At 65.9% G+C, this 18117-nt stretch carries 16 protein-coding genes; 8 read left to right on the top strand and 8 right to left on the bottom strand.

Annotated elements, in window-relative coordinates; all coding sequences use genetic code 11:
• Positions 1 to 54: 54 nt before the first annotated feature.
• Both QW881_RS06200 and QW881_RS06195 read left to right on the top strand, forming a co-directional pair.
• Positions 55 to 369: an NIPSNAP family protein gene (locus tag QW881_RS06200; protein ID WP_315754262.1), complete on the top strand. Its 315-nt coding sequence runs from the start codon at positions 55 to 57 to the stop codon at positions 367 to 369.
• A gap of 48 nt (positions 370 to 417) precedes the next feature.
• Positions 418 to 1236 carry an isocitrate lyase/phosphoenolpyruvate mutase family protein gene (locus QW881_RS06195; protein WP_315754264.1) on the top strand — a complete coding sequence of 273 codons (819 nt, stop codon included), beginning with the start codon at positions 418 to 420 and terminating at the stop codon, positions 1234 to 1236.
• Between the two features lie 103 nt (positions 1237 to 1339).
• Here QW881_RS06195 and QW881_RS06190 read toward each other — a convergent pair whose 3' ends face one another.
• Both QW881_RS06190 and QW881_RS06185 read right to left on the bottom strand, forming a co-directional pair.
• Complete coding sequence (locus QW881_RS06190; RefSeq protein WP_315754266.1) at positions 1340 to 1657, bottom strand: hypothetical protein; 318 nt, start codon at positions 1655 to 1657, stop codon at positions 1340 to 1342.
• 172 nt (positions 1658 to 1829) lie between these two features.
• Positions 1830 to 2234, bottom strand: a complete 405-nt coding sequence (locus QW881_RS06185; protein ID WP_315754268.1) for a hypothetical protein — start codon at positions 2232 to 2234, stop codon at positions 1830 to 1832.
• A gap of 155 nt (positions 2235 to 2389) precedes the next feature.
• Here QW881_RS06185 and QW881_RS06180 point away from each other — a divergent pair, with 155 nt between their 5' ends.
• The 3 genes from QW881_RS06180 to QW881_RS06170 all read left to right on the top strand — a co-directional run bounded on the left by QW881_RS06180 (position 2390) and on the right by QW881_RS06170 (position 7121).
• Positions 2390 to 3034 carry a trimeric intracellular cation channel family protein gene (locus QW881_RS06180; RefSeq protein WP_315754270.1) on the top strand — a complete coding sequence of 215 codons (645 nt, stop codon included), beginning with the start codon at positions 2390 to 2392 and terminating at the stop codon, positions 3032 to 3034.
• A 317-nt stretch (positions 3035 to 3351) separates the two neighbouring features.
• Entirely contained in the window at positions 3352 to 6843 is a 3492-nt protein-coding gene (locus tag QW881_RS06175; protein WP_316158623.1) for an indolepyruvate ferredoxin oxidoreductase family protein, read from the top strand.
• An 83-nt stretch (positions 6844 to 6926) separates the two neighbouring features.
• The gene (locus QW881_RS06170) at positions 6927 to 7121 is read left to right on the top strand and encodes a hypothetical protein (protein ID WP_315754274.1); all 195 of its coding nucleotides are present in this window, start codon (positions 6927 to 6929) and stop codon (positions 7119 to 7121) included.
• A gap of 75 nt (positions 7122 to 7196) precedes the next feature.
• Here the strand turns inward: QW881_RS06170 and QW881_RS06165 are convergent, their stop codons facing one another.
• The 3 genes from QW881_RS06165 to QW881_RS06155 form a co-directional block, all read right to left on the bottom strand.
• Positions 7197 to 8174 (bottom strand): sensor histidine kinase, encoded by a 978-nt coding sequence (locus QW881_RS06165; protein ID WP_315754276.1) that lies wholly within the window; start codon positions 8172 to 8174, stop codon positions 7197 to 7199.
• 102 nt (positions 8175 to 8276) lie between these two features.
• Positions 8277 to 9329, bottom strand: coding sequence for an alpha/beta hydrolase (locus QW881_RS06160; protein ID WP_315754554.1), 1053 nt, complete (start codon positions 9327 to 9329; stop codon positions 8277 to 8279).
• 446 nt (positions 9330 to 9775) lie between these two features.
• Positions 9776 to 10741, bottom strand: coding sequence for an IS110 family transposase (locus QW881_RS06155; RefSeq protein WP_316172339.1), 966 nt, complete (start codon positions 10739 to 10741; stop codon positions 9776 to 9778).
• A gap of 980 nt (positions 10742 to 11721) precedes the next feature.
• Between QW881_RS06155 and QW881_RS06150 the strand changes: the two genes are divergently transcribed.
• Complete coding sequence (locus QW881_RS06150) at positions 11722 to 12156, top strand: DUF2147 domain-containing protein (RefSeq protein ID WP_315736438.1); 435 nt, start codon at positions 11722 to 11724, stop codon at positions 12154 to 12156.
• 7 nt (positions 12157 to 12163) lie between these two features.
• Here the strand turns inward: QW881_RS06150 and QW881_RS06145 are convergent, their stop codons facing one another.
• Positions 12164 to 13312 (bottom strand): DUF3095 domain-containing protein, encoded by a 1149-nt coding sequence (locus QW881_RS06145; RefSeq protein ID WP_315758742.1) that lies wholly within the window; start codon positions 13310 to 13312, stop codon positions 12164 to 12166.
• A gap of 155 nt (positions 13313 to 13467) precedes the next feature.
• On the opposite strand from QW881_RS06145, the gene QW881_RS06140 reads away from it, so the two are divergent.
• Positions 13468 to 14268, top strand: a complete 801-nt coding sequence (locus QW881_RS06140) for an RMD1 family protein (protein WP_315777672.1) — start codon at positions 13468 to 13470, stop codon at positions 14266 to 14268.
• A 213-nt stretch (positions 14269 to 14481) separates the two neighbouring features.
• Here the strand turns inward: QW881_RS06140 and QW881_RS06135 are convergent, their stop codons facing one another.
• Positions 14482 to 15198 (bottom strand): MgtC/SapB family protein, encoded by a 717-nt coding sequence (locus QW881_RS06135; protein ID WP_315758743.1) that lies wholly within the window; start codon positions 15196 to 15198, stop codon positions 14482 to 14484.
• Positions 15199 to 15354: 156 nt separating this feature from the next.
• Here QW881_RS06135 and QW881_RS06130 point away from each other — a divergent pair, with 156 nt between their 5' ends.
• Positions 15355 to 15762, top strand: a complete 408-nt coding sequence (locus QW881_RS06130; protein ID WP_315758744.1) for a hypothetical protein — start codon at positions 15355 to 15357, stop codon at positions 15760 to 15762.
• Between the two features lie 10 nt (positions 15763 to 15772).
• On the opposite strand, the gene QW881_RS06125 is transcribed toward QW881_RS06130, so the two are convergent.
• The gene (locus QW881_RS06125; RefSeq protein ID WP_315758745.1) at positions 15773 to 18067 is read right to left on the bottom strand and encodes a heavy metal translocating P-type ATPase; all 2295 of its coding nucleotides are present in this window, start codon (positions 18065 to 18067) and stop codon (positions 15773 to 15775) included.
• Positions 18068 to 18117 lie beyond the last annotated feature (50 nt).

The raw sequence follows: 18117 nt of genomic DNA, 5'->3' as shown, positions 1-18117 counted from the left end.
TTCTCGCCGGGCAAGCGGATAGTGTCGATGATACAGAACTCACCGGAGGTTGTCATGACCATCACCGTCTTCATCCGCTATCGCATCGATCCGTTCAAGCGCGACGTGTTCGAAGCCTATGCCAAGCGCTGGCTGTCGATCATTCCTCGCTGTGGCGGCGACCTGATCGGCTATTTCATGCCTCACGAAGGCACCAACGACATCGCCTACGGCCTGATTTCATTCGACAGTCTCGCGGCTTACGAGCGCTATCGCGCGACCTTGCGCGGCGATGCCGAGGGCCGGGCGAACTTCGCGCTGGCCGAGGAGCACAAGCTCATTCTGGGCGAAGAGCGAACATTCTTGCGCGATGTCGTGGCGGCGCAATGATCGCGGCTCTATGCTGCCACACAACGCGACGATGCATGGGAGGATGACATGACGGTGACCAACACGGCGGACAAGCGCGCGGCCTTTCGCAAGTTGCACGAGGCCGGCTGCTTCGTGCTGCCGAACCCGTTCGACGTTGGCACGGCGAAGATGCTGCAGCATCTCGGCTTCAACGCGATCGCCTCCACCAGCGCCGGCTTCGCGTGGTCGATTGGCAAGGCGGACACCAAGGTCGAACTGGATGAGGTGCTCGCCCATTTGAAATCGCTCAGCGCCGCCGTCGACATTCCCGTGAATGCCGATTTCGAGGGCGGCTTCGCCGATGCGCCGGAGGGTGTGGCGGCCAACGTCACGCGCGCGGTCGCGACCGGCGTCGCCGGTCTGTCGATCGAGGATTCCACGGGCGACAAGGATGATCCGCTCTATGAGCGCGCGCTCGCCATCGCGCGTATCCGCGCGGCCCGGCAGGCCATCGATGCGACCGGCGCCGACGTGCTGTTGACCGGCCGCTGCGAGGCGTTTCTCTGGGGCAAGCCCGACCTCAAGCTCGTGACCGACCGCCTCACAGCCTATGCCGAAGCTGGCGCGGATTGTCTCTACGCGCCCGGGATCAAGACGATCGAGGAGATCACTGCGGTCGTGAAAGCCGTGGCGCCCAAGCCGGTCAACCTTCTGATCGGCGCTTCCGGCCTGTCGTTGGGGCAAGCCACTGAGCTCGGCGTGCGCCGCATCAGCGTCGGCGGTTCGCTGGCCCGGATGGCCTGGGCCGGCTTCATCCGGGCGGCCAAGGAGATGGCCGAGCAGGGCACCTTCACTGAACTGGCCAACGGCTATCCCGGCGGCGAGCTGAACAAGATCTTCGGTTGAGATCAGGCTGCGCGCCCGTCCTCCCGCAGATCCCGATCTCATCCGCCTGTAGAAAAGCCGCGGACTCTGCCGCGGCTTTTCAGTCTGAGTTCGCGGAAATCGCTTAGTAGCGATCCGTCCCGATGCCGACGCTGACGCCCGGGGCGCGGAAGCCGATGCCGCCGCGGTCTTCATAGCCGCGCCGCTCGATGTAGCGCTCACGCGGAGCGTACGCGTAGGAATCGCGATCTTCGCCTTGAATGATGACGCGGCGTTCACTGCGCTCGCGCCAACAGCGGCCTTCCTCGTTACAGACCATCCGGACGTTCTGGATGTCGCGTTGCGGGACCGCTGGGGCTGCGGGAGAGATCGGTGCCGCCGAAGCGGCGGTCACGGCCAGCGTGCTTGCCGCGGCTGCGATAGCTATGGAGAGAGCTTTCATTACGTATCTCCTGGGTGAGAGTGTCAATGAGCCAATCGGTTCGCGCTGCCATGGTTCCACGGCGGCCCTCGCACACTTCGCGTAATTTGTTGGAGGAATCGCCAAAAAAGCGGCGGCGGATGATTGCTCACCCGCCGCCCAGGAGTGGGACCGCTGATTGCCGTCCGCGAGATTACTTGACGGCGTTGGGCTTGTCGCTCGGGGCCGCCGGCGGCGGTGTAGTGCGATCTCCCGCGGCGCCGGTCGTCATGCCGGTCGAGGTGTTATCTTTGGTGGTCGAGGCCGATTGCGAAGCCGGTGTGGTGCTCGCCTGGTCGTTGCGCATCGACATGTTGTTCAGGCCGTAGAACACCGCGCCGAGCAGGATCGCGATGCCCAGGGCATAGGCCGCGATGCGGCCCGTCGAGCTGGGGGCGTTCGTCGGCTCGAGATCGGGCTGCAGCCGGTTGTCCACTGGCGGCGTGCGCTCATAATCTGTTCCCGTCATTCCAGCCCCAGTGATGTCGGGACGTGTGGACATGTCGGGACGGTTCATGCCGTCGGGATAACGTTCGTTGGGAAGCCGTTCGTTGGCCATCTCATCCTCCTCGTGATTGTCACCTGACAACCAGGGCAGCTCCGGGCCGTTCCGCGAAACCTGCGCGAATCCCAATTTGTATCGTTGCACGGCGCGCTAAGGTTCCTCGCGAGCATTGCGATTCTCGTTCTATTGGAACTTCTGGAGCTCACCTCATGTGGAACCTGCCGCCCGGTGACAGCGTGCTGCATCTGTTGTCATGGGTGGCGCTGGCGGCGCAGGCGATGACGGCCGCGCTGGCAGCGGGACGCCGCAGCATGGACTGGATGGGCGTCTGTCTGTTGGGGGCGATCACGGCACTCGGCGGCGGCACCTTGCGCGACGTATTGCTCGGCCACTATCCGCTCGCCTGGGTCGAGCGCCCGTCCTTGCTGCTGCTGACCGTGCTGGCGCCGTTCGTGACGATCGCCATGGCGCGCCTGGTTCACAGGCTGACCATGGCGTTCCTCGTTCTCGATGCGGTCGGCCTCGTCGTGTTCACGATGACGGGCTGCGACATCGCCTGGCAGATGAACGTGCCGATCGGCATCGTCATCGTTGCCGGGATGATCACGGGCTGCGCTGGCGGCGTGCTGCGCGATATCCTGTGCAATGACGTGCCATTGCTGTTTCGCGCCGAGCTCTACGCCAGCGTGTCCGTCGTGACGGGCCTGGTCTATGCGACCGGCTTGTCGCTCGGCATCGCCAGCGGATGGTGGACGGCGCTGACATTCGCGCTCGGGCTGTCGTTCCGGCTGCTCGCGATCCGCTACAAATGGAACATGCCGCGCTTCGTATTTGCGGGCGACGATCGGGGATGAACGGCGGCGGTCTTGTCGCATCGCACAATTCGTCTGGTGCCGGAATCGCGACGGCCACAACGCTTCAGTAACCGTCCGCCCAGCCGCCAAAGCCATGCCACGCATCATCCCATTTCGCGGCGGCAGGGGTTTTCGACACAAACCGCAAAAGCCGCGGCCGGCTCCCGCCACGAAATTGCGATTTCGGTTGGCTGCCCTGCGCAGACGAGATTTGTGATGCGCATTCTTCAAAAGCAGACATAAATGATTGGCAGAACGCGCGCTTCCGCCGGCCGGCGGCAGCCGCGCACCCCGACAAGGCACGGCAAGAGGGCGGAATGGGACTCAACGAGAGCGAGATCAATCTCGACCAGAAATACACCGCAAGCTCCGGCCACATCTTCCTGACCGGCATCCAGGCGCTGGTGCGGCTGCCGATGGCCCAGATCCGGCGCGACCGCGCCGCCGGCCTCAACACCGCCGGCTTCATCTCCGGCTATCGCGGCTCGCCGCTCGGCGGCTACGACCAGCAGCTGTTCTCCGCCCGCAAGCATCTCGAGCAGTACAACATCAAGTTCCAGCCCGGCGTGAACGAGGACCTCGCGGCGACCGCGATCTGGGGTTCGCAGCAGCTCGCACTGTCGCCCGGCGGCAGGTATGACGGCGTCGTCGGCATCTGGTACGGCAAGGGCCCCGGCGTCGACCGCTGCGGCGACGTGTTTCGCCACGGCAATGCGGCCGGCTCCGCCAAGAACGGCGGCGTGCTGTGTCTCGCTGGCGACGACCACGGCGCCAAATCCTCCACCGTGCCGCACCAGTCCGACCATGCCTTCATCTCGGCGCTGATGCCCTATCTCTACCCGTCCTCGATCCACGAGATGATCGAGATGGGCCTGCTCGGCATCGCGATGTCGCGCTATTCCGGCTGCTGGGTCGGCATGAAGGTGATCACCGAGACGGTGGAGACCACCGCCGAGATCAACCTCAACGACGAGATGACGCCGTTCGTCATTCCCTCCGATTTCGAGATGCCGCCGGGTGGTCTCAATCTGCGCTGGCCCGACGACCGCTTCGACCAGGACCGCCGGCTGCAGGACTACAAGGGCTTTGCCGCGATCGCCTTTGCCCGCGCCAACAAGGTCAACCGCATCACGATGGACTCACCGAACGCCCGCTACGGCATCATGGCGTCCGGCAAGAGCTATGAGGACATCCGTCAGGCGCTGCGCGAGCTCGGGATCACCGAGGAGGTCGCCGCCAGGATCGGCTTGCGGCTCTACAAGATCGGCATGCCCTGGCCGCTGGAGCCGGAGGGCGTGCGGCAGTTCGCGGTCGGACTCGAGGAGATCTTCATCATCGAGGAGCGCCGCGAGATCGTCGAGAACCAGGTCAAGCAGGAGCTGTTCAACTGGCGCGACGACGTCCGCCCGCGCATCGTCGGCAAGATGGACGAGCACGACAAGCGCTTCCTGCCGTTCGCCACCGAGCTCTCCGTCGCCTCGCTCGCCAGCTCATTGACCGAGCGTCTTCTCCGCCTCGACCTCAATCCCGAGATCAAGGCGATGCTGCGCGCCAAGGCCGACTGGTTCAACGGCCGCGACGCCTCGCAGATGCAGCTGGTCTCGCCGGTGGCGCGCACGCCGTATTTCTGCTCGGGCTGTCCACACAACACCTCCACCAAGGTGCCGGAGGGCAGCCGCGCGCTCGCCGGCATCGGCTGCCACTTCATGTCGCTGTGGATGAACCGCAACACCGAGACCTTCACCCATATGGGCGGCGAGGGCGTGCCGTGGGTCGGCATCGCGCCGTTCACCGACGAGAAGCACATCTTCGCCAATCTCGGCGACGGTACCTATTTCCACTCTGGCAGCCTCGCGATCCGCCAGTCGATCGCCTCCAAGGCCAACATCACCTACAAGATCCTCTACAACGACGCGGTTGCGATGACCGGCGGCCAGCGCCATGACGGCGATTTGTCGCCGCAGCAGATCACCTTCCAGCTCCATGCCGAGGGCATCCGCGAGATCTATCTGGTTTCGGAAAATCCGGACGCCTATCCGGCCGACAGCATCGCGCCCGGCGTCAAGCTGGCGCATCGCGACGAGCTCGAGAACGTCATGAAGACGCTCCGCGAGACCAAGGGCGCCTCGGCCATCGTGTTCGTGCAGACCTGCGCCGCCGAGAAGCGCCGCCGCCGCAAGCGCGGCACGATGGAGGATCCGCAGCGCCGTGTCTTCATCAATCCGGCCGTCTGCGAGGGCTGCGGCGACTGCTCGGTGCAGTCGAACTGCATCTCGGTCGAGCCGCTGGAGACCGAGCTGGGGCGCAAGCGCGTCATCAACCAGTCCTCCTGCAACAAGGACTATTCCTGCGTGAAGGGCTTCTGCCCGTCCTTCGTCACCATCGACGGCGGCAAGCCGCGCTCGCGCGCGCCGGCCGAACTCGGCGACATCGGCGAGATGCCGGAGCCCCTGACCAAGCCGTCGCTGGACCGGCCCTACAACGTCGCGGTCGGCGGCGTCGGCGGCACCGGCGTGCTGACGATCGGCGCGCTGCTCGGCATGGCCGCGCATATCGAGGGCAAGGCCTCGATGATCCTCGACATGTCCGGCCTCGCGCAGAAGGGCGGCGCGGTGCTCAGCCACGTGCGCCTGTCGGAGAACACCGCCGACGTGACCTGCTCGCGCATCGTCACCGGCACCGCCGATCTCGTCATCGCCGCCGACGAGGTGGTGGCGGGCGCCAAGGAGACGATCACGCTGTGCGACAGCGCGCGCACCCATGGCGTCATCAACAGCCATCTGATCCCGACCGCCGATTTCGTCCTCAACCGCGACTTCAACTTCCAGAACCGCAAGGTGACGAGCCTGCTGGAAACGGCGCTGCACAAGGACTCGAGCTTCCTCGATTTCACCAAGCCGGCCGAGGCGCTGCTTGGCGACAGCATCGCCACCAACATGATGATGATGGGGTATGCCTATCAGAAGGGCCTGCTGCCGCTGTCGGCAGAGGCGATCGAGAAGGCGATCGGGATCAACGGCGTCGCGATCAAGATGAACACCGAGGCGTTCCGGCTCGGCCGTCTCGCGGTGGTCAATCCCGAGCGGCTCGCCGACATGATGACCGGCAAGGACGAGGCGGTGCCGCCGAAGTCGCTTGAGGCGATGACGCTCGACGAGATCATCGCTCATCGCATGGCCTTGCTCACCGGCTATCAGAATGCGCGGCTCGCCAAGCGCTACCGCAAGCTGGTCGATCAGGTGCGCGACGCTGCGGACCAGGGCGGCTACGGCGAGGCGCTGCCGCGCGCAGTCGCCATCAACTACGCCAAGCTGCTGGCCTACAAGGACGAGTACGAGGTCGCGCGCCTGTTCTCCGACGGCACGTTCGAGAAGCAGCTCCATGACGCGTTCGAGGGCGACTACAAGATCAGTTTCAATCTGGCGCCGCCCATCCTCAATTCCGGCCTCGATCCGCAAGGGAGGCCGAAGAAGCGCAGCTTTGGGCCGGGCATGATGAAGATGTTCCGCCTGCTGGCGAAGCTGAAGGGCCTGCGCGGCACACCACTGGACATCTTCGGCTACGCGGCCGAACGCAAGATGGAGCGAGACCTGATCGCGGGCTACGAGAAGGACGTCGCGATCGTTCTCAGCCTGCTGTCGCCCGCCAATGCCGAGATCGCCGTCGAGCTGTTGTCGCTGCCCGAGCGCATCCGCGGCTACGGCCCCGTGAAGGAGAAGGCGGTGAACGACGCGAAAGCGCGCTACGCTCAGCTCGCCGCCGACCTCGCAAATCCGCCGCCGGCCCCGCGCCAGATTGCGGCGGAGTAGGGCGCTACGAGCCAAGTTCGTAGTTCGTAGGGTGGGCAAAGCGTAGCGTGCCCACCATCTCCCTCCGCAGCGGAGCGGCCGTGATGACGATTGAGCGTATGGCAGACGGTCGATTTGCGATCACTGCAGCGCCCGATGAGCTGATCGCATTGGGAAACTGCTTGAACGAAGTGTGCAATGGAATCGAGCTGTTCGAGCTCGAGACCAGGGTGGGCACAAGCAGAGAAACGCTTGCTGCGATGCTGGCGGCTATTTTGTCTGCACAGGATCGCCCTTAGCAAGTCAGGTGGGCACGCTGCGCTCTGCCCACCCTACGACGTCTGTCTCGAGGGCGAACATGCGTCCTCTCACCCTCAATTCGCCATCCGCTCGCGGCTCATGCGCAGCGTTACGACCAGGCCTTCGTCGGACCAGTCGAAGGCGATGGTGCCGCCGAGCTGGGCGTTCATGCTGCGATGGATCAGTTTGCTGCCGAAGCCTTCGGTGGTGTCGGCCGACTTCGGCGGCCCGCCGCGCTCGGTCCACATGATCACCACTTCGTCGTCATGCGCGCTGCACGACACGTCCAGCGTGCCGCTCGAAACCGACAACGAGCCGTATTTCGCCGAGTTGGTCGCGAGCTCGTGGATCACCAGCGCCAATGTCGTGCTCGAGCGTTCTCCGACATTCATCTTGGGCACCGACACACGGATGCGGACGCTGGCGCCTTTCTCGTCGTAGGGGGCAAGCAGCACGGAGACGAGATCGCCGAGCAGGGCTGCTTGGTTCGTCCCGCCCGGCCGCGGACGTATCAGATCCTGGGCACGGCCCAGCGCGATCAGCCGGCTGGCGAGCTCGTGGGCCATGTCCTCCTTTGTCGCCGCCGTGCGCGACGTCATCTGCGTCAGCGCGGTGGCGATCGTCAGCAGGTTCTTGACCCGATGGCTCATCTCGCCCGCCAGCAGCTCGTTGGCTTCTTCGGCCTGCTTGCGCTGGGTCACGTCGAGGAAGATGCCGAACATCAGCCGCTCGGCGATGTCGGCATCGTCACCTTGGCCGCGGGCGGAAATCCAGCGGATTTCGCCATCCGCGAGAATGCGAAAATCGATCTCATAAGCGCCGACGATCGCCCGCGTCGCTGAAAACGCCGATCTCACCCGTTCGAGATCGGCGGGGTGAATGTTCTGGGAGAGCACCTCGAACGTGATCCTGCTCTTGCTCTTGGGCACCTCCCACAGCTCGTAGGCGCGCTCGTCCATCGTGATCGCATCGGTGTCGACGTTCCACGACCACAAGGCCACGCCGGCAGCTTTGGTAGCGGCCCGCAGATGCTTTTCGTGCCAGATCGGCATGCACGCGTCCTCGGCCGGCATGAGTTCGATTCCCCCTTTCGTCGCTGCTCCGCAAGCTACGGATCCCGCAATCCGGCAGCCGCAGCCATATTCGCCCTCCGACTACGCCGCCGCTGCGACTTCGTCGATCGAGGACATGACGGCCTCGGTGGCCGTCTGATGCACCATGTGGCCGGCGCCGCGCACGCGGCGAAAGGTGCTCTGGCTGACGTCGTGATGAAGCCGTCTGGACTGCGCGTCGATGTCGATCAGGCGATCCTGATCGCCGGCGACGATCACGACCGGCATCTTCAGCTCACCGTACGCCCTCCTGAAGCGGAAAGCATCGGGAATCATCAGCGCGGCCTCCGCGGCGGAGGCGCGGATCTGCGACGGCCGAACCGCCATTTCCTTGGGAAAGCCAGCAAACTTCGCCGGAACCGACCGCGGACCGAACAGCTTGGCCATCAGCAGCGGCCACATCATGCGGCTGATCAGAGGGGAGATCGTGTAGCGCAGAATATCGCCCAGCAACGGAATGGCCGGAGCCGATCCGGCCACCACGTCAGACCGGAAGGTCGGATAGTAATAGCCGGAGGCGAGCACCATGCCCTTGACCATGGCCGGATGTTCGAGGGCAAGCGCGACGGCAACGGATGCGCCCCAGGAGTGACCCAGGACGAAGGCCTCCGATACGCCCAGGCGGTCGAGTGCGCTCTTGATCAGCCGGGCCTGCGCCGTCGGCGTCCACACGACGTTGCGCGGCCGGTCGCTATGGCCGAAGCCCGGCCGGTCGAATGCAATGACACGGTAGTTCTGCGCCGCCAGATCGATCAGGCCGCTGGAGGCGAAGTCCTGGATCATGCTGCCGTTGCCATGCAGCAGCACCAGCGGCACGCCGGTGCCGCGCTCGACATAGTGCAGCCGGACGCCGTCGACGTCCATGAACTGGCCGGCGGGGGGATTGGCCCGTTCGGCCGACTTGGCGAGGCGGCGATTGATCAGTGCTGTGACGGCCAGGACGGCCGTGGCCGCCGCTGCCGCCAGAAGAAATGGATGAGTCTTCGCCAGCGACCGGCCGCGACGCGTCAGGGGCTCGAGGGACGGTGTCGGGTTGGTCAGGAGGCTGGGCGTTGAGGCTGCGAGCTTGCGCGCTGTGGTCCGGGCTGCGGTCATCATCTGCCCTCATGGAAAGGCGTGCACGACAACCGGAGGATCCGAGAAATGATGCAGCGCAGGGGTAACGGCCGGTCACGCGGTTCGTTCCGTTACACGGTCCTGGCAGCCATGATCGGGTGTAGGTCGACCTCCGAGCGGTCCGGCCCGATCTCGAACGGAGCAATCGTCCTGCTGGCTCGAGGCAGGAGTCGCCACAGATGTGCCTTGCGCAAACTGCCCGTCGGGCAGAATTATCTTTACGAAATTCAGAAATTATGCTTTGATGCGCGCATCCCGCCTCACTTCGGAGCAACTGTGCTGTGTAGGCCGGCGAACGGCCGGCCTCAAGGCTGGCGCGAGACGCGCCCCCGCCTTCGGCGGCTGAAGGCCTTGACCCCGTCCGCTCGCCCTCCTGTTGGCTTGGCATGCACTCGGTCGTGGACCGAGCGCAGTGTGGCGCTCGATCAGTTCATCGCAACGCGCAGCTGCTTGGGATTCCATTTTTCGCCGCGGGCGATCATCGTGTTGAGGATGATGATCAGCTTGCGCATACAGGCGATGAGGGCAACTTTCGGCTCTTTGCCCTTGGCGATGAGGCGTTCATAGTAGGTCGTGAGCACCGGATTATGCTGCGTCGCTGCCCCGAGGCAGGGAAGGAACAGGCCGTTTCTCACCCAGCGCCGACCTCCCTTGATGTGGCGCTCGCCTCGGCGCTTGCCGCTGTCGTCGTCGTAAGGGGCAACACCGATCAGGGCAGCGGCGATCCTGTCACTCACCTTGCCGAGTTCCGGCGCTCCTGCGATGAGGAGCGCGGAGGTCGTGACGGCAAGCCCCGGCACACTTTCAATGATCTCGGCGCGCTCGGCAAATTCCGGCGTCGCCTTGACCCTGGCGAAGATCGCAGCCTCGAGCTTCACAATCTGAGCCGCGAGCGTCTTCAACACCTGGGAATGGGCCTTCTGCGCCAATCCCGGCACAACATGCTCGGTCTGGTTCTGCAAACGGGTTTTCAGATCCATCAGATTCTTGCGCGCTTTCACCAGCCCCGCCAGTTCCTCGCGTGCAGCATCGTAGGTCTGGCTCGGTGCCTCGTCGAACGTCTCGGCGAACCAGGCGATCATCTCTGCGTCGATCGTGTCGTTCTTCGCCAGTCGACCCGCCGACAAGGCGAAGCTGCGAACCCGTTTGGGATCAACGATCCGCACCTCTATCCCGGCCTCGCGCAGCGCCTTGGCCCATTCGCGCTCATAGCCGCCGCTGGCCTCCATGACGGCCTTGGTCACCTTGTGCTTGCGAAGCAAGGCCACCAGCTGGCGATGCCCAAGCGAACTGCTCGGGAATGCCTGCCGTACTCCGAGTTTCCGAATGCAGCCGTCCACCTTGTCCTTGGCCACATCGATACCAGCGACATCATTTGCGATCTGTGTCATCATCCACTCCCTTCCTTGCCTTGTATGGGCTCGAAGCCCTTGCAACTGTTCGGGTTGAGGAAGATCACCGGAGCTGTCCCTCGCTCTGATACAGGCTCTGCCGCGTTTGGGGCGTTACGGGCTCAGATCCAGCGACGGGCGGTTTTGCGAGAACCGCCCGTTCGCGCATTCTGGCAGATCTGGCGTACACAAGGGGCGTTGCGTGCGATCGTCACGACACGCGAGGTGGGGATGCGATGGCCGCGTTGCTGCCGCAGCATGCTTATCGGCGTGCGGACGAACGGTAGCGCGCGGACGTGAAGTCGCAGCGTCCTGACACCCCGAAGCTGGTGTCAACCTGGCGCAATGCTAACGCATGGCGCTGGGGATGGTGGCCAACAAGCCCGGCGCACCAAGGAGACTGCGTATAAGCGTGAAGACCGTCGCGCAGGGAATGCCGGTTGAATCGGCTTTGCCTGTGGTACCTGCCGCCTGCATTTTTTTCGCAGGCGGGCCATGGGTGAGGCCTTCACCCGGCATTCCCTGCGCCCTCTGCATTTTTGCAGGGGCCACGATGATCGCAGACCTCGGGCGTGAAGGGCCGCGAGACTGCAAAGCCATGTCCATCGCTGTTTGAACCGTGAAACCGCCTCACCCGCCGTCGTCGTCCCGGACAAGCCGTGACGCGCGCCAGCGCAGCATGGCGCCGATCCGGGACCCATACGCCGCGGCGGACGTGAGATGCGAAAAGCCAATGGCCGGCGTGCCTCAAACCGCTCCCTGGGGATATGGGTCCCGGCTCAAGGGCCGGGACGACAGCGGAGTTTGTTGCGGCAGTCAAAATCATTTCCCGGCACATGCATGAGACAACCGAACAAGGGATTGAGACGGCTCGGCAGCCATGCACCTGATCGTGATGATCCCGCTTTGGACAACCGCACCTCGACGATTGCAACTGCGCCGTTTGCTGTTATGGAAACGCGGCTTCAACGGGGGGTAAGATGATTTGGAAATTGCGTTTGGCTGGTCTAGCGCTGGCGACCGTCGTGATGGCGCAGCCCGCTTTGGCCGCCGATGATCCGACCGGCACCTGGCTGACCCAGGCGGGCGACGCCAGGATCAAGGTCGCCAAATGCGGCGCTAATCTCTGCGGCACCGTCGTGTGGCTGAAGGAGCCGATGGACACCGACACCGGCAAGCCGGCCGTCGACAACAAGAATCCGAATCGCTCGCTGGCCAACCGCCCGATCATCGGGCTGCAACTGTTCGAAGGCGTTCACCCGGAGGGGCCGAACAAATGGTCCGGCAAGATCTACAACGCCGATGACGGCCAGAGCTACACCAGCCACATCTCCGTTTCCGGCCCGGATACGCTGAAGGTGGAAGGCTGCGTCGGATCGCTGTGCGGCGGCGAGACTTGGACCCGCTCACGCTGATCCGCGCTCAGGCGACCGCGGCCTTCAACGCGGTCGCAGCCGACGCGTAGCCGCCTCGTGCGCCGTCGATGAAGTGGACGTGATCGGGCCGGATCGCGGACGGCGTGAAGCAGGTCATCATCGCGGCATCCTGCCGATGCAGCCCGTAGCGGACGATGCCGCGCGAGGCCGCCGCGCCGAGCCGGCGCTCCAGCTCCTGCGCGAGCTCGTCGGTGCAGTCGAGGATCATGCGCAGCGCATCGTCATATTTGCGGAAGTCGGAATTCTCGACCACCTGCTGCTTGTAGAGATCCGGCACGAAGCCGCCGATGCTGATGTTGAACCGCATCACGGCATAGACGAACAACGTACGTCCGAGCACGCGGGCCCAGCGCGAAAACAGCGGTCCGCGCGCGGCGCGGACCTCGTAGCCAAATCCCTGCGGCGGCCATCGCAACGCCGGCGCGCCGGCTGGCACCGGCCGCCCGGCATCGGGGCTGCGCTCGGTGAGCGTGATGATCTCCTCGATCACCTTGCGATAGGCCTGCGCATCCGCGCCCGGGGCCGGCAGCACCAGCACCGACAGAATGACCCCACGCGCCGCCGGAATCTCCTCGAAGCGGCACGAGAGTCCGGACAGATCGGGCTGCGCACCGGACGGCGCCGGGGGAATCGCGAACTCGCCCCGCTTCATCGCAGCTTCGGCCCAGCCCAATCCGCCGCCCGCGAACATCGCGTAGGACAGATTGGCCGATGGACCGTAGCGCGCCACGCGGACGTCGAGCCCCTGCGCGCGGACGGCGCTCACCGGCACCAGCGCGACGCGCATCGCCAGAGCGATATCCTCCCTGACCCAGGTCGCGGTGGCGGCAAGGGCCTCGCGCGCGGCCGCTTCGTCATCCGGGCTGACGGCGAAGCTGGCGCCGTCACCGCCGAACACGAACGGGAATTCGCGCCCCTCCAAGGCATTGGTGACTGCGGCGATGACCGCCGCCCCGGCCATGTTGACCGCCTTGTAGCGCTTGTCGGCGATCGCCTTGGTCGACTCGACGATGTCGGCCGTGCCGATCAGCCAATCATCCGGCACCGGCTGGTAGAGCTGCGGCTCCATCAGGCGCGCAAAGCCGCGAAACACCGGAATCGAGGCATAGTAGTCCGCAGCGCTGGTCTTCGACATCGAGAGGCATCCGTCCGGGGTGCGCGTCCAATGAGGAGCTACGTTCATTCCTGTCAAGCGGGTTCACGCAACGATATTCGGCAGCGGACGTGTCGCCAGACGGATTGCGCCGCGTTATCGTTCCATCGGCAATGACGTGCTAGCCTTTCGTCATCATGGCCGACACCTCACCCGTTCCACAACTCGCCGCCCGCGCGCTCCAGATCGCGGACCGCATCAATACCGCCGGCTTCGAAGGCCAGGTGCTGTCGGCGACGCCGCTGGCGGTCCGCATCGGCGAGACGGGAGTCGCCGTGGTCTTCCGCTACGGCGTCGTCGTCTTCATCGGCCTGTCGGTGGCCGAGGAGATCAACTTCCTCGACCGGCTAAGCGCGCGGCTGTTCGGCCCGATCGCGCCGCACGAGGAAGAGACGGCGAAGGTCCAGGTCGCGCGCGAATCCGACGAGCCGATCCCGGTCGGCGGCCCGGTCCTGGTCAAGGAATTGTCGCTGGAGCGACTGCTCATCGTCGCCGATGCGCTGGCGAAAAGCGTCGTGCTCGGCCGCAGCGAGCGCGAGATCGCCAACGTGTTCGACACCATCGAGCCGTTCGCGCGCGAGCTGGCGATGCTGGGGCGAACCTCGAAGAGCCGGGTGGCGATGCTCAAGCTGCTCGGCGAGGCGCTGCTGGTGCAGCACCGGGTCTCCGGCCGCGTGGCGGTCGGTGAGAAGCCGGACGTATTGTGGGACCGGCCCGATCTGGAGCGGCTCTATGCGCGGCTCGAGGACGAGTATGAGCTGAAGGAGCGGGAGGAAACCCTCAACCGCAAGCTCGCGGTGATCGCCGAGACGGCGACCACGCTCGCCGACATCATCGACACCAAGCGCTCGCTGCGGCTCGAGGTCATCGTCGTCATCCTGATCGCCTGCGAGATCGTGCTCGGCTTCTACGAGATCTTCGCCCGCGGCGGGCACTGACGATGGAGCTGCCGCACGCCCGACGACTGACGGCGCTGCATTCAGCGATGGTTCAGGCGCGACATGGAACTTTCGCATGGGCGCGATGAGCGATGCGGGGGATGTCGAACCATGACGTGGGTGGGGAGCTTGCGACGACCGCCGGCGGCAGGCAGCCACGAGGTGTGGCGAGCGCCCCGCCGCCGGTGCGGCGATGCTGGTCGGCCAATGCCGTCACACCAGCGCTCTGACGTTCCAGGTCGCATGACGGACCCCGGCGAGCTTCGCCAGCTCGGACACGACGCGGTCGAGATCGACCGTATCGACCGCGAGCGGCACCAGCGTCGCGACGATCTCGACGACGTCCTCCGACCGATAGACGACCTCGGTCTCCCGCACCGGGTATTTGGCCGCCTCCAGCCGCTCGTCGAGCGCCTCGCGCAGCTCGGCGGCGCGCAGCCCGTCGGTGGTCAGGACGATCTCGTAGTGCGCCTCCGACGTCTGCGCATTGAGCGGGATGCGATCGATCGCGTTGACCAGCGGCCGCAGCAGCGTGTTGCCGGCCAGCACGAACACGGTCAGCGCCACCGATTGCGCGATCAGGTCGGCGCCGGCGCAGGCGCCGACCGCGGCGGACGCCCACAGCGTCGCGGCGGTGTTGAGCCCGCGGACGTTCATGCCCTCCTTCATGATAGTGCCGGCGCCGAGGAAGCCGATCCCCGACACCACATAGGCGATGATCCGCACCGCGCCGTCGGCGCCGGTGAGGCGGTTGCCGAGGTCGACGAAGGCGGCCGCGCCAACCGCGACCAGCACGTTGGTGCGCAGGCCGGCGCTGCGCTGCCGGTATTGCCGCTCGGCGCCGATCAGCGTCCCCAGCACGAAAGCCGTGAACAGGCTGACGAGCGTGTCGAGGAAATCATAGACCTGGAAGGTGTGGAGGAATCGCATGGGCTTGCCGACTGTCTGCGGTATTGTGCTCCGTGGCCCGCCTGGCGGCAGCGACACGCGTGGCATCCGGCGGCGGAACCGCCGCGAGAAGCCGCTTTCTTAGGACGTCCTTGATCGAAATCAAATCCCAGTCCCTCCCGCATATTTTAGGCTAATATGATCAACAGGCAGATGACGTCCGGCAAACACATGACGCCATTCTCCGACGTCCGCAGGGATCACAGCCCGGCCGTCCGGCTGGGGCATGATGCGGTAAGTGCGGTGAAGCTGTCCCAGGAGCTCACCGCCGAGATCGACGCCTGGGCGGAGGCCCACCAGATGACACGCTCCGACGCCATCGGCCAGTTGCTCATGATCGGCCTGCATGCATCGCGGCCGGCAGAAACAGCGCAGCCCACGTCGCAGGATCCGGTCGCCATCGAGCAGAATGCGATCCGGCTGATCGATCGGATGCTTGACCCGAACCTGTCCGCCGAGGAGCGCCAGCGGCGGATTCGCCGCCTGATCGAAGGTCCCGCGGAATTTGCCAACGAACGGATCGACCTGCCGCGGCATCCGGGCTGACACGAACGGCTCAGGCGGCCGAGCGCGCCACCACGGCCTCGTAGATGTCGTCCTCCTGCGCCGTGTGCATGCGCACCAGCGTCTCGATCGCCTCGATCACCCGTTGCGCATCGCGGATCAGATAGCGGTCCACATGCTCGGACGGCAGATCCTCGACCAGCCGGCCGAGCAGCCGCGCCAGATGCAGGATCTCGCGATGCGCCCGGCTCATCGCCGACAGGCCATGGCTCTCCTGCAGGAGCCGCGCGAGCTTCGGATAGACCGAGCCTTCGTCGTCGCGCTCATGCGCCACGACCTTGTCCTGCACCAGGCCGTTTGCCTCCATGATCAGCGCGACGGCGCCGTCGGGCGAGGCCTCGTCGAGCGCATCGACGATCGAGCGCAGGCGGTCGAGGCCGCGCAGCAGCGCCTGGTGATCATGCCTGAGCCCGCGGCCGTCTTCGGCCGTGATCCGGCCGGCCTTGCTGCGGCCAGCCGGGAACAAAGCGCGGAGCGCGTTCAGGATGACGGCGACGTCGATGGCCTCCTGGGCCAGGGCGGCGGGCACCGGCTGCAGCAGGCCGAAGGCGGCGGCCCCCATCGCGACAAACGACAGGCCCATGCCGGCGAAGATGCTCTCCAGGGCGATGCGCCGGGCGCGCTGCGCGATCACGATCGCCTCGCCCACCCGATCGAGCCGATCGGCGAGAATGACCACGTCGGCTGCTTCCGATGAGGCGCTGGCACCACGGGCGCCGAGCGCGATGCCGACATCGGCGGAGGCCAGCGCAGGGGCATCGTTGATGCCGTCGCCGACCATGATCGTGGGATGCAGCCGTTGCTCGGTCTTGACCGCCTCCACCTTGTCGGAGGGAACACGGTCCGCCAGCACGGCGTCGAGGTCGAGCGCCGCGCCGATCGCCTGTGCGGCCGCGGCGCGGTCCCCGGTCACCATGACCATGCGCGCGATGCCGGCCTCGCGCAGCCAGCGGATCGCCCGCGGCGTATCCGCGCGCAGCTCGTCGGCCAGCAGCAGCGCCCCGATCGGGCGCCCCTCGACCGCAACGAAGACGATCAGGGCCGAACGCCACGACGCCCGGCGGATCGCGCGCGCTGCCCAAGCCGGCGGCGTGCGGCTGCCGAGCACGAGGTCGCGCGAGCCGGCCATCACAGGGCGGCCATCGATCAGCCCTTCGAGGCCCGAGCCCATCGTCTCCCTGACCTGTTCGGGCACCTTCAGCTTCAGCCCGCGGGCCTGGCCGGCCTGAACGATCGCGTGCGCCACCACGTGGTGCGAGGCCTGCTCGAGCGATGCGCAGAGCAGCAGCACCGCATCGGCGTCCTCGCCCGGTGCCGCGTCGACCGAGAGCAGCCGCGCGCCGCCGACGGTCAGCGTGCCCGTCTTGTCGAACAGCACGGTATGGGCACGCGCGAGCGCCTCCAGCTTGCCGCCGCCCTTGACCAGGATGCCGCTGCGCGCGGCCTGCGCGACCCCCCCGATGAAGGCCACGGGTGCGGCGAGGATCAACGGGCAGGGCGTCGCGGCGACCAGCACCGCGAGGCTCCGGATCAGATCGCCGGAGGCGAACCAGGCGGCCGCCGCAATGGCGAGGCTGACGGGCAGAAAGATCAGCGCGTAGCGGTCGGCAAGCCGCACGAACGGCGCCTTCGCGGTCTGGGCCGTCGTCACCAGCTTGACGATGCCGGCATAGGTGCTTTCGCCCGCGGTGGCCGTGACCACCATTTCGAACGTGTCGCCGGCGTTCACCGATCCCGAAAGGATCGCCATCCCGCGCGTCTTCGTCACCGGGATCGGCTCACCCGTGAGCGCCGACTCGTCGACGACGGCGATGGTCGCTTCGACCATGCCATCGACCGGGATGATTTCGCCGGCGCGGACCATCAGGCGATCACCGACCGCGACGCTGGCGATCGGAACGTTGTCGATGTCGTCGCCACGGCGGCGATGCGCCTCGCGCGGCGCGCGATCGACCAGCGCCCGCAGATCGTGCTCGGCGCGGGCGACGGCAATGTCTTCCAGCACGTTGCCGCCGGAATACATCAGCGCCACGACAGCGCCAGCCAGCGGCTCGCCGAGGATGATTGCCGCGCTCATCGACACCAGCGCAATCGCGTCGACGCCGATGCGGCCGGCCAGGAAATCGCGGACGATCGAGACGATCAGCCCGAGGATAACAGGAACGGTCGAGGCCGTGAACGCGATCCCTGCAAGATCGGGGCGACCGACCACATGCGCGAGGCCGCCCGCGGCGAGGCCCGCGATTGCGATTGCGACGAGGCTCCACCGCAGAATGCGCTCGAACATGGATACCGGTTCCGGATTGCGCCGGCACTATCGCTGCTGCCGCCCGTCGG

This window comes from Bradyrhizobium sp. SZCCHNS3016 (assembly GCF_032484535.1).
Classification (GTDB): Bacteria; Pseudomonadota; Alphaproteobacteria; order Rhizobiales; family Xanthobacteraceae; genus Bradyrhizobium.
The sequence above is the reverse complement of the archived record's forward strand: the minus strand, read 5'-3'. Positions and strand labels throughout refer to the sequence as shown.

Bases quoted from the DNA above. Each gene is read 5' to 3' on its own strand.
- QW881_RS06185 (WP_315754268.1), bottom strand. From the start codon at position 2,234: ATGGCCAACGAACGGCTTCCCAACGAACGTTATCCCGACGGCATGAAC.
- QW881_RS06125 (WP_315758745.1), bottom strand. From the start codon at position 18,067: ATGTTCGAGCGCATTCTGCGGTGGAGCCTCGTCGCAATCGCAATCGCG.
- QW881_RS06190 (WP_315754266.1), bottom strand. From the start codon at position 1,657: ATGAAAGCTCTCTCCATAGCTATCGCAGCCGCGGCAAGCACGCTGGCC.
- QW881_RS06160 (WP_315754554.1), bottom strand. From the start codon at position 9,329: ATGACCGCAGCCCGGACCACAGCGCGCAAGCTCGCAGCCTCAACGCCC.
- QW881_RS06130 (WP_315758744.1), top strand. From the start codon at position 15,355: ATGATCAACAGGCAGATGACGTCCGGCAAACACATGACGCCATTCTCC.
- QW881_RS06140 (WP_315777672.1), top strand. From the start codon at position 13,468: ATGGCCGACACCTCACCCGTTCCACAACTCGCCGCCCGCGCGCTCCAG.
- QW881_RS06200 (WP_315754262.1), top strand. From the start codon at position 55: ATGACCATCACCGTCTTCATCCGCTATCGCATCGATCCGTTCAAGCGC.
- QW881_RS06180 (WP_315754270.1), top strand. From the start codon at position 2,390: ATGTGGAACCTGCCGCCCGGTGACAGCGTGCTGCATCTGTTGTCATGG.
- QW881_RS06175 (WP_316158623.1), top strand. From the start codon at position 3,352: ATGGGACTCAACGAGAGCGAGATCAATCTCGACCAGAAATACACCGCA.
- QW881_RS06145 (WP_315758742.1), bottom strand. From the start codon at position 13,312: ATGTCGAAGACCAGCGCTGCGGACTACTATGCCTCGATTCCGGTGTTT.
- QW881_RS06170 (WP_315754274.1), top strand. From the start codon at position 6,927: ATGACGATTGAGCGTATGGCAGACGGTCGATTTGCGATCACTGCAGCG.
- QW881_RS06150 (WP_315736438.1), top strand. From the start codon at position 11,722: ATGATTTGGAAATTGCGTTTGGCTGGTCTAGCGCTGGCGACCGTCGTG.
- QW881_RS06135 (WP_315758743.1), bottom strand. From the start codon at position 15,198: ATGCGATTCCTCCACACCTTCCAGGTCTATGATTTCCTCGACACGCTC.
- QW881_RS06155 (WP_316172339.1), bottom strand. From the start codon at position 10,741: ATGACACAGATCGCAAATGATGTCGCTGGTATCGATGTGGCCAAGGAC.
- QW881_RS06195 (WP_315754264.1), top strand. From the start codon at position 418: ATGACGGTGACCAACACGGCGGACAAGCGCGCGGCCTTTCGCAAGTTG.
- QW881_RS06165 (WP_315754276.1), bottom strand. From the start codon at position 8,174: ATGCCGATCTGGCACGAAAAGCATCTGCGGGCCGCTACCAAAGCTGCC.